Annotated in this window: 11 protein-coding genes, 2 pseudogenes and 1 riboswitch; of the genes and pseudogenes, 2 read left to right on the top strand and 11 right to left on the bottom strand. The window is 40.9% G+C overall.

All coding sequences use genetic code 11. The features are described from left to right. Nucleotides 1–79: 79 nt before the first annotated feature. The 7 genes and pseudogenes from VQ00_RS16575 to VQ00_RS17830 all read right to left on the bottom strand — a co-directional run bounded on the left by VQ00_RS16575 (nucleotide 80) and on the right by VQ00_RS17830 (nucleotide 4,976). Nucleotides 80–895 (bottom strand): SDR family oxidoreductase, encoded by an 816-nt coding sequence (locus VQ00_RS16575; RefSeq protein WP_046181235.1) that lies wholly within the window; start codon nucleotides 893–895, stop codon nucleotides 80–82. Nucleotides 896–911: 16 nt separating this feature from the next. After that, nucleotides 912–1,319, bottom strand: coding sequence for a VOC family protein (locus VQ00_RS16570; protein ID WP_046181234.1), 408 nt, complete (start codon nucleotides 1,317–1,319; stop codon nucleotides 912–914). 52 nt (nucleotides 1,320–1,371) lie between these two features. Beyond that, on the bottom strand, nucleotides 1,372–2,316 hold the full coding sequence (locus VQ00_RS16565; RefSeq protein ID WP_046181233.1) for an aldo/keto reductase family protein: 945 nt from the start codon (nucleotides 2,314–2,316) through the stop codon (nucleotides 1,372–1,374). A gap of 200 nt (nucleotides 2,317–2,516) precedes the next feature. Beyond that, nucleotides 2,517–2,714 (bottom strand): annotated as a pseudogene (locus VQ00_RS19450) (DNA/RNA helicase domain-containing protein); the annotation flags it as partial. A 402-nt stretch (nucleotides 2,715–3,116) separates the two neighbouring features. Beyond that, complete coding sequence (locus VQ00_RS16555; RefSeq protein WP_046181231.1) at nucleotides 3,117–3,299, bottom strand: hypothetical protein; 183 nt, start codon at nucleotides 3,297–3,299, stop codon at nucleotides 3,117–3,119. A 160-nt stretch (nucleotides 3,300–3,459) separates the two neighbouring features. After that, nucleotides 3,460–3,545: riboswitch (cyclic di-GMP riboswitch) on the bottom strand. An 865-nt stretch (nucleotides 3,546–4,410) separates the two neighbouring features. Further along, nucleotides 4,411–4,608 carry a hypothetical protein gene (locus tag VQ00_RS17835; RefSeq protein ID WP_156154106.1) on the bottom strand — a complete coding sequence of 66 codons (198 nt, stop codon included), beginning with the start codon at nucleotides 4,606–4,608 and terminating at the stop codon, nucleotides 4,411–4,413. 71 nt (nucleotides 4,609–4,679) lie between these two features. Then, nucleotides 4,680–4,976: a hypothetical protein gene (locus VQ00_RS17830; RefSeq protein WP_156154105.1), complete on the bottom strand. Its 297-nt coding sequence runs from the start codon at nucleotides 4,974–4,976 to the stop codon at nucleotides 4,680–4,682. A 282-nt stretch (nucleotides 4,977–5,258) separates the two neighbouring features. On the opposite strand from VQ00_RS17830, the gene VQ00_RS18720 reads away from it, so the two are divergent. Next, a complete protein-coding gene (locus tag VQ00_RS18720) occupies nucleotides 5,259–5,411 on the top strand; it encodes a hypothetical protein (protein WP_156154104.1) in 153 nt (50 codons plus the stop codon). Nucleotides 5,412–6,039: 628 nt separating this feature from the next. Here the strand turns inward: VQ00_RS18720 and VQ00_RS17825 are convergent. The 3 genes from VQ00_RS17825 to VQ00_RS16540 all read right to left on the bottom strand — a co-directional run bounded on the left by VQ00_RS17825 (nucleotide 6,040) and on the right by VQ00_RS16540 (nucleotide 7,365). Beyond that, complete coding sequence (locus VQ00_RS17825; RefSeq protein ID WP_052728621.1) at nucleotides 6,040–6,291, bottom strand: glycosyltransferase; 252 nt, start codon at nucleotides 6,289–6,291, stop codon at nucleotides 6,040–6,042. Further along, nucleotides 6,275–6,502, bottom strand: a complete 228-nt coding sequence (locus VQ00_RS17820) for a hypothetical protein (RefSeq protein WP_052728620.1) — start codon at nucleotides 6,500–6,502, stop codon at nucleotides 6,275–6,277. Before VQ00_RS17820 ends, VQ00_RS17825 begins: the two co-directional genes overlap by 17 nt. 191 nt (nucleotides 6,503–6,693) lie before the next feature. Continuing rightward, complete coding sequence (locus tag VQ00_RS16540; RefSeq protein WP_046181230.1) at nucleotides 6,694–7,365, bottom strand: CAP domain-containing protein; 672 nt, start codon at nucleotides 7,363–7,365, stop codon at nucleotides 6,694–6,696. A gap of 386 nt (nucleotides 7,366–7,751) precedes the next feature. Between VQ00_RS16540 and VQ00_RS16535 the strand changes: the two are divergent. Further along, nucleotides 7,752–8,836: pseudogene (locus VQ00_RS16535) on the top strand (transposase). Nucleotides 8,837–8,970: 134 nt separating this feature from the next. Here VQ00_RS16535 and VQ00_RS18300 read toward each other — a convergent pair. Continuing rightward, nucleotides 8,971–10,380 carry a carotenoid biosynthesis protein gene (locus VQ00_RS18300; RefSeq protein ID WP_082091629.1) on the bottom strand — a complete coding sequence of 470 codons (1,410 nt, stop codon included), beginning with the start codon at nucleotides 10,378–10,380 and terminating at the stop codon, nucleotides 8,971–8,973. Nucleotides 10,381–10,384: the final 4 nt, after the last annotated feature.

Raw genomic sequence — 10,384 nt, 5'->3', positions numbered from 1 at the left:
CGATACGGCTTTTGATAATTGATTACACTTGAGTATCTGCTCTTTCGCATGCTAACTGATACTTACTTTCATAGTTTACTCATTTCTTGAGCCGAAGTTTGTAGAAGTCAGGATCTCTTGCATCTTTAGCAATGTTTCTTAACGTCTTTAAATCTTCATACACGGATACCACTCGCCCCGCATATTCATTAAGCTCACCTGTTGCCATGTAATAGGCAAGCTGTGGAGCTTGATACGGTAGAACATCAATGTTTTGCTTAAATAAATCTTCTATTGCACTTAAATAACGTTGACCATCTTCACTATTTCTTTGATATCGAGTCATGTCTGTATCATTTAAGCCTGGATCTAATGCAAATACTTTAATAGGCGTTTCCTTTAATTCTTCAGATAAATTTTCTGTTAATCGTGCAACACCTGTTTTGGAAGTTCCATATCCGTTTCCATATTTAAAAGCTCCTACCGTTCCACCACCAACAATATTGATAACGCTTCCAAATTCTTGATTTATCATGAGTGGCACTACCGCTTGGACACAGTAAAAGGCTCCAAATAAATTAGTTGTTACATCATTTATCCAATCTTTTTGTTTAACTTCCCAAGTAGGTCCTATTGCTTTAAATGCTCCGGCGTTATTAATCCAGACATCAATACGGCCATATTTTCTAATTACATTTTCCACTACCTGCTGGATTTCTTCTGGTTGGGTTACATCCATTGATACCATCGAATGTTCAGATGAATATTTTTCAAGTTCAGTCTTTACTTCTTTTAATTTTTCGGAATTCCTCCCTGTTCCAATCACTGTATATCCCTTTTCCGCAAAAAACAAAGCCGTGTTACGGCCAATTCCTCTAGTTGCCCCTGTTACAACTACTACTTGTTTGTGCTCCATTAAAAGTCCCCCATTCCTAACAGTTCATATGTGGTGAAGCAGGCTCCATTTGCATAAATTCAATCCGATTTCCATCAGGGTCTTTAATCCAGCATTGATAATTATTATCTTTTCCTTTAGTTGGTTCAACATCTAAGGTCAACCCTTTAGTCTTCAGATGATTGGCTACTTTGTTTATATCATCTACTTCTAAGCAAAAATGATTAAAACCGATTTCATGACTTTTTTCTTGGTGTTTATTTTGTCTACCATAAAATAACTCAATAAATTGTCCCGGAGCTACTTTAATATATTCAATCCAGGGATTATTTTCATCGTCACGAATTTCAAAAGCCCTTTCAAAACCTAAAATATCACAGTAGAATTGAAGTGATTTATCCATATTTTGAACCGTTAATGCTAAATGCCCAATTCCTTTAATCAAAGGTATCTCTCCATTCTTCGCCTAATAGTAAGGCTTTTTCAAACCAGGCTAATTAAGCTAAAATTGATTCGATTCTGTCTTGTATCTCAGATGGAAGAACTACTTCTATTGCTTTAACATTTTGTTCTACTTGACCTGGCCTACTAGCTCCAATTAAGGCACTCGAAACAATTGGTTGTCTTAAAGTCCAAGCTAATGCTAATTCTGGTAATGTAATTTCCATCTCCTTAGCCACTTCTTCTAATTGCTCAACTTTTTTAAAGACATCCTCATTTAGCATCCCTTTTATAGAATTATTTATGGTTTGATTAGCTGCACGACTATTATCTGGTACATGACCACTTTGGTATTTTCCTGTTAGAATCCCTTGGGCTAAGGGTGAAAATACAACTTGTCCGATACCATGTTTCTCGCTTACAGGAATAACTTCATTTTCAATGTATCGGTTAAACATATTATAAATTGGCTGATTAACGACAATTCGATCCAACAAGAATTTATCAGCAGTTGCTACCGCTTCTTCAATTTGTGCTGCACTCCATTCACTTACTCCAGCATATAAAATTTTCCCTTGACGAATTAAATCATCAATTGTTTTCAGTGTTTCCTCTACAGGTGTTTCCCGGTCATAACGATGACAATAAAAAATATCAACATAATCCAGGTTCATTCTTTTTAAACTAGCATTCACTTGCTCAATAACATGTTTTCGAGATAAACCACGATCATTCTGTCCCTCTCCCATAGGCCAAAATGCTTTTGTTGTAATAACATAAGATTCTCGAGGGTATTCCTTTAACACTCCAGCAAGTACACGCTCTCCTTCACCTTGCTCATACACGTTAGCAGAATCAAAGAAATTAATCCCAAGCTCATACGCTTTGTGAATTGTTTTTTCTGCCATATTATCTTCTACTGATTTCCCATAGGTTAACCAGCTTCCTAAACTAATTTCACTAACTTTTAAACCCGTTCTCCCTAATCTTCTATATTTCACACCGCAACAACCTCCATTATATGTTATTAATGGTTCTATATGTATTGTAGTAAAAGTGATAAAACAAAAAAAGTACTGAATTTATTTAAAGATACTTACCATAACTTTAGTTAATGTATTAACCTGTCATAAGGAAAATATGTTACTACCTAATTTTGATACAAATGGATTTCTTCAGCAAGTTTTTTTCGATTCGACCTGGTTAGAACAAGAGCCCCTCGCACCTTCAACCGCTGTTGTTGCATAGCAGAATGATAATGCTCTAAATCTCTTACGTAAAGGGATGTTTGTGTATACTCCGCTTCTTTCACGCTGTTATAGCTTTTAAACTCTAAGACGACTACTTCACCAGGCAACAACAGCAAAACGTCAGGACGTCTCCCGCCACCTTTAAAAATTTAACTGGTGAACCAATAACTATCATGGACGGCGTTCTTTATATAAAAGATCAACTAGGTAATCTCAAACTTGCGAGTGCTGATATTCTTTTATGCAGCTCTTCATAAAATGAAACATGCAGCGCGTAATTATCATTCTTTTCAAGTAACTCCGCTTCATATTCCTCAAGCTGTTCAAAAGACATCTCATGAAATTTCATATGTATTAAAAACCTCATTTCCAAAATTTATTTAGATTACCATGTCCTTGTTTTATATTGCCGAACATCTGTAGTTCTCTACTAATTTTTCTCTATCCTTTATTCATTAATGTAATAAAAAAGACCGGCCGCAGCCGATCGTTAAAAGGGTTCATTTTGCTGGTTATATTTTAGCAGCTTTATCCCTCTCATCCGAAATGTTTCACACAAAAGGTTCTTCATCTGATAATATTCCTTCTGATTGGATTTTGCCAGAGGATAAAAATGCTCTTGTGTCTTCAATCAGAATATTCATGTTACGGGCGGCAAGCTGGATGAGTTCAATCCAGTCTGTATCTAATTCTAATTCATCCATTTTTTCCATCTTACCGGGAATTTTTTGCACAGAAAGTCCCTCCCTCCATAATATTCCTTCTAATTGGATTCTGAAAATGCTCCATTGTCCTCAATCTAAATATCCATGTCACGGGCAATTTGAATCAGTTCAATCCATTCCTTATCTCATTTAACCTCGACTCGATCCAACATCAAATCTCCCTATTTTCTGAGGTAACTCAGCCATCCTAGCTGCTTGACCTTAAATCTGTTAGCCTTGCGTTCTACTCCTTCCACTAGTTTGTCATTATCTCGATTTCTATCTATCTGAAATTGTACTACATGATCAATTGAAATTTTGTCGGAAGGTGTCACTAGATAAAAAATATGATTATCCCTTTATCAAGCTGAATCTTTAATCGATTTCGACAGGCATTTCCTTCTATTAAAACTAAACTATATAAGTTGAACAAATGATTTTAGATTCTGCTTTTCAGAAAAAGTGTATGAGAACAGCACTTAGCCCGGGCAATGGAACAGCGGCATCCGTGGGGCTTCGCGTTCCATGTGGCAGGTGCTAAGCCCACCGTCACCGCTCTGCGGCTCCGCCGGTCTTATCTGCCCGCTCGTCCCATAGGAGTCTCCGCTCCGCCCCGCGCCTGCCGCCTTTGTGGGGAGGAAAAACAGCCAGTGCCAAACAGGCTTGTTTTTCTTCTTCTATCAAAAAGAATAGAGAGTCCGTATCTATTCATTCATGGCCGCTTCTTTCCAGAAAAGCAACGGGCGGAGGGAGGGCGGCGGAGACTCCCGCGGGACGAGCGGACAGGCTGAAACAGGCAGCGCGAAGCGGTGGCTGGTTCAGCGTTCGCCCCTGTTGTTAGCGCAGCCGCCAGCCCGTAGCCCAATACGCTGCTTTTTTAAAAGGAATTCCTACACTATAATAAACGACGAATGTAAAAAGTTTAATTCAACTTATATAGATAAAATTTCGCAAAAAAAAGATGCACATTATGGTTTTGACTGTGCATCTTGCCTTTAAATTGATATTAAGCCAGCGCTTTATTTACCTTCATTTACCGTCTTATGTTTTGCAGTCAAGGCCACACTAACGTTCTGGAAGAGGCCTCTGTTTTTTTCGGCAGGGCAATTGCTGCCATCCATCGATATTACTTACTCCTTATTTACTTGGCCTGGCTGTAAGCATGTTCTTTTAAAACCAATACCTCTTGAATGGCTTGCGGCGGTGTACGATATAATCTCTCAGAATGATAGGCATGAGCTTCTTTATAAACAGTGGCCATCTTTTCCATCGCCCAGTCTTCCGATTTCACAGCCGGGGACCAATAATAAATCACCATTTCATTCAATTCTTTTGTCATAGGGTGTATACGCGTGTATTGAACCGTATCTATATGCCTGAATCCTGCTTTTTCATAAAAACGAACTCTTTTCACTGTATCGGGCCATGAACCGAGATCGGTTCCACTTCAAGAATAATAGGCTTGTTTTTGTGTTTTAACTGGTTGATGACTTTACTCCCAATACCCTCACTTCGGTTCCTGCTCTGTACTAACATATAATCTACAAATAGAAAATCTTCTTTTTCGAAATAAACCAGCACATACTCAGGTCCTTCTTCTATTTTATACAGTGCTTCTTTGTCGGACAAAAGCAAGTCAAAGTGCTCTTTTGACTTCATTTCATTTGCAGGAAAGTATTCTTTTAGAGCTGTGTACCACGTACTCATTGTCGTTATGTTTAATCATTTTTTCTGCCATACTCAGTCCCTCATTTCATTTGAATTGGAATGAGGAAAATCGGAGTTAACGCAAACGAATGCAGTGGATCATCATTATGAACGCACTCCCTTCAAGACGTTTTTCTTTGCTATGGGTATAACAGAATGTCATTTTACCTTCACATATGATTACCTTCCAACACTTTCCTCCAGGGTGTTTTTTGTATAAATCTGCGTTAAACTCCTCATGATAAAAAGGTATTATTCTTACGAAAAAGGAGGGCATAGGGAATGACAAAAAACAATCAGAGTCATACGGTACGCTCAGAGGCTGTAAAGAAGCAGCTAAATCAACTCGAATCAAAATCAAAAAATGACCAAAACAAAAAGGGCAGCACGAATGAAATCCAGCCACTTGCAACTGATAATGGAATGACTCAATAAGCTCTTTCTCACTCCCTGTCGGTGCTTGACTGACAGGGCTGTGTCTTATTTACATTCTTTTTTATTTTTAACTCCAAGATCATGATCGCTTTTTCATATAACCCGTTAGGCTGTCCACCGGTTCAGAAACCCAACAAAGTTCTTCAACAGAGACAGCCATGCTAATAAGATTCGCACCATGGCGCATGAAAAAACGTCTTTTTGGAAGGATATTTTCAGGGTAGCCAAAAATGAAAGTCTTTTCCGCCTTCACTAAAAGAAAGCACTAGTTATCATTAAAATAATTGAATGCCTGAACGGCTAAAGCGGCGGATACTTCTGCTACGATTCGAAAAACAGCCAGTAAAAGTTCCAAGTGTTTCCTCCCCTTTCCCTCATCAATACGAAGAAGTGGCGGGGAAAGTTTCACATAATCCATTTTGAACGGCTAGATTAATGTCCGGGTGATGACAGACCGTTATTCATGATTTCGTCGAATTTGAAAAAAAGCCCCCTCCGGCTAGTTTTCGTACGCGCGCCCTTTCCACGTATGGCTCGTTTTTTTCATCGCCGTGAGAAGCAAAAGCAAAAAAGCGGCGGCGGATGCGAGTATGAACAGCAGAAAAAAAGGAACAATATAAAAAACGGTTTAAAACAGGATCAGCAATCCCGCCGCGGCTTTGGAGCGGCCGATGCCGTTAAAGCTGTTTTTCAAGAACCCTTCCCACGTTTCTTTGTTTGTTTCATACACGGTACAGGTGACAGAAGGCGCGATATTGGCAATGACGGCCTTATTCCCTTTTCTTTTCACTTCGCGGGCCAGATGCACATCCGCCACAAGAGAGTTTTTCAACGGCTTATGGCCGCCCGCTGCTTTATATGTTTCACGTGAAAAGAGCATAAAACCGCCATGTGCCGCTGTTGCGGCCGGCCACTTTGTCCAATTTGCCAGCAGCACCGGCAAGTGGAAACACAAAAAACGCCTGCATCGGCACGAGCAGCTTGGCGAGAATGGATTTTGCGGGAAAGCGGGCAAACCCGGAAAGCAGGCCGGCGTTTCGCTTATGCAGTAAGAAGACGGTCTGTGCTACAGCATCGGACTTGAGGCGCACGTCAGCGTCCAGAAACAGCAGAATCCGGGTCTTTCCGTCCAGCGCAATCAGGTCAGATTAAATGCAATCGCCGGCAAGCAATTATTTAAACTGGAGCCGGACACCGTCTTTCAAAAATTCTCAGCTCCTTTTATTAAAGGTGCTTTATCCATACAAAAAAGCGGGAAATGATGGTCATTTCCCGCTCGTGTTTATTTTCCGATAAACATTTGTGTCCAGTGGCCGTCTACATAGCCGACACCGATGTGTGTAAAGTCAGCACTTAGAATATTTTTCCGGTGGCCATCGCTGTTCATCCATGCCTTCATGACTTCTTCCGGCGTCTGCTGGCCTTTGGCGATGTTTTCGCCGGCCGTATTATATGTGATGCCAAATTGTTTCATCATGTCAAATGGGGAACCATACGTTGGCGATTGGTGATCAAAGTAGCCTTTATCTTTCATATCCTGCGATTTCGCACGCGCTACTTCACTAAGCTTTGTATCTAATTCCAATGCTTTTAATCCCGCTTTTGCCCGTTCTTCATTGACTAATTTAGCAACTTCTTGTTCAAAAGCATTAACAGATTTTGCAGCTGGCTGCTGTGGTGCTGTTTTTGCTGGTTGTGCCTGTTGTGGCGCAGTTGTTTGTGCAGTTGGTGCAGTCTGTTGCTGCTGTGGTGCTGCTTTTGCAGGTGCCGCCTGCTGCGGTGCTGCTTCAACTGGCTGTTTTACCTGATAGTCTTGCTGGTATTGTTTATATGTTTCAAACTGATCTGTTTTTGCGACGTTGCAAGTCGGCGCTGCTGCGTTCGCTTGCCCTGCTGTAAATAGTCCAGCAGAAATTAAGCCGGCCATTGCGGCGATGCGGATATTTGCTTTCATAGTAGTAAAACCTCCTACGTTTTTTAAGTTCTGTCCGTGCTGCCTGATTACTATAGCCCGAAACGAACCGCACCCGCAAGAGATTTTAAGGTGGAAAATGCTAGACTCATTTCATAATGATAGTTTCCTCATTTGTCCATGCAGCTCAGCTTATATCCAGCCGGCAGTCCAGTCTTTCTCAAAAACATTGATTTCATCCAACGAAATAAAAGTGTAATCAGATGACGTAAATATTACAACGATGGATTATCATTTCCCTATGTTTTTTGAACGTAAATCATCTCTCCCCTCTTATTCGAGAGGGCACTGAAAAAGTCCGTCTAGTTTAAAGAATGCCTGGCTTTTTTCATTTATAATGAATTCAATACATATAGGTGGTGCTCCCAATGATTTCAAACCAGGAAACGCTTATGTTAACCCATTTGCGACTATTTACGATATCGTCGTGCCAAAAGACAATATGCTTCGCCAAATCAATGAGCTGGTGGACTTCTCCTTTATTTTAGAAGAACTAAAGACAAAGTATTGCCTGGACAATGGTCGCAAGGCAGTTCCGCCAGTCCGCATGTTCAAATATTTACTGCTAAAAGCCATTTTCGAATTGTCGGATATAGATGTTGTTGAGCGCTCAAAATATGACATGTCCTTCAACTATTTCTTAACAATGGCACCGGAAGATTCCCTGATTGACCCGGGCCTGCTTACAAAATTCCGCAAGCTTCGTCTTCAGGACGCAGGCTTATTAGATATGCTTATTGGAAAGGCCGTTGAGATTGCGCTTGAAAAAGAAATCATCAAAAGCAGCACGATTATTGTGGACGCCACCCATACAAAAGCACGCTGCAATCAAAAATCACCGAAAGAATTCCTGCAGGCCTTAATCGAGAAAAGCCAGGAAGCTGGAATGGAAATAGATATCGTGATCGGGGACACCGTGTACTCAGAAAAAGCAAACTTACAGTATGCGAAAAAAGAAACATTTCAATTGGCCTCCAGGCTGAATCCGCAAATCACACAAGGTGGACGCGTGAAAGAAGATGAATTTGAATTCAACAAGGATGCAGGGAAGTATGTGTGTAAAGCTGGGCACATGGCGATTCGCAAGGCTCGTACTGGGAAAAAAAATCAAGGCAAGAACCATCGGCAAAAATATTACGTTGATATCGAAAAATGTAAAGTTTGTCCGATTAGGGAAGGATGTTATCAGGAAGGGGCTAAAAGTAAAACGTATTCGGTGACCATTAAATCGAACGAACATACGGAACAAGAAGCGTTTCAAAATAGTGAAGAATTCAAAAAGCTCGCACGCGAACGATATAAAATTGAAGCGAAGAACAGCGAGCTAAAACACCGGCATGGGTATGAAAAAGCGTCATCGGCGGGTCTTTTTGGCATGGAAATACAAGGGGTCACCGCGATTTTTGCGGTCAATCTAATGAGAATCATTACAATCCTAAAGGAAAAAGAATAAAAAAATGAAAGGAAATAGGCAGCTTTCTGTTCAAAATCGAACAGAAAGCTGCCTATTTTCGTTTGAAAACAATTAAGAATGTAAAAACGCAAGTTTTTCAGTGCCCTCGGTATTGAGAAGGAGCAGGCTTTTCCTTATAGGTCATCATAAATGTCATCTTTATTGTTCGTGGAAAGAAACCCAAGGCTGTGGCTGTAATCGTTAGAGCTTTTATTATTTGTGACAGTAAATGTATCGAGTTGATGGCTCTTTGAACGGAAATAAGCAATCCAGCTTTGCGACCATTCATCCTGAGTGATCTTTTCTTTGTCGAAGTCTTCCCAGAGCACACCGTCTATGTATAAAAGGGACGCTGCTTTTACAGTGTCAAAGCCCCAGTTTTGCATCACATATAAGCTTGGGTACGATTGTTGAACTTGGGCTAAAAGCGCTGTATAGCCTTCTCTTAATTTTGTCTGAAGTGGTTCATTCTCATCGAAATAGTCATCAATATTTCCGGCGGTATCAAAGAAGACACCATCCATTCCTTTCTTGTGAACGTGTGATGTTACTTTCGACAGCACTACGTTTCGGTAATGGGCTTTTGTAATATCCATCATGTAGGAATCCCATTTTGGAATGTGCCATTTTTCATTGTTTTTTAAAAGGAAGTCAGACGGCTGTACAAGATCTTCATGCCATACTTCTAGTTCCATTACGCTGACATAGCCCAATACTCTTGTGCCTTTATTCTGAAGTTCCGCCACTTGTTCTTTTGTAAATAAAGCCGGCTCGATCACAACCATGTCATATCCACCCAGCTCTTCCACCGCTTCTTCTGTCGCGTCGCCATAATAGATTTTAAACGAATGTACATCGTTCATTCGATTGTCACCCCGGATTCCGCCAATGATAGAAGGGATGGCAAACATACCGATCATCAGGACAGACAAGATTTGTGCGCGTTTTTCATGAACCCGCTTTGCGTTTTTTTCTTTGCCGATGAAAAAATAGAGACCGAGATGAATAGAGAGTGCTGTGACAAACCACCCGGCAACGTTTTGCGCCAGAATATCGAGAAACTGTCCGCCTTCTTCCCACACCCAATATTGCATTAACTTGAACGCAGCTGGATCAATAACGAGACCCATCGCAACCGCAAGAAGCGACGCAAGCACCGGATAACTCATGCGGCGCGGCTTGTTTTGCGGACTGATCAGCGCAAGTCCTGCTGCAATGACCACCAGCCAGGCGAAACCAATTGTCACCGGCACGCCGAGCACGTGGACACCGAAATCTTTTTCATCATGATAGCGGCCAAATACAAGACCCGTTTTTGCTCCAAACGATTCGACGGTCATCGACCACACACTAATAAACAACGTGAGGATGAGCCCTTTTTTTGTTCCAAACCGCTTCAATAAGTAAACGGCGCTAATGAGCCCTGCTAAACACAAAAATACAGCGTTTACCCATTCCAGCATGGGCGGAACGAGGTCAAACGCCACGAGCGCGATACAGATCAAGCACCCAATTAAAAAAATCCGCCAAAGCCATTTCGACATACAA

Origin of the sequence: Domibacillus tundrae (assembly GCF_000970675.1) — a bacterium.
Taxonomy (GTDB): Bacteria; Bacillota; Bacilli; order Bacillales; family Domibacillaceae; genus Domibacillus; species Domibacillus tundrae.
The sequence above is the reverse complement of the archived record's forward strand: the minus strand, read 5'-3'. Positions and strand labels throughout refer to the sequence as shown.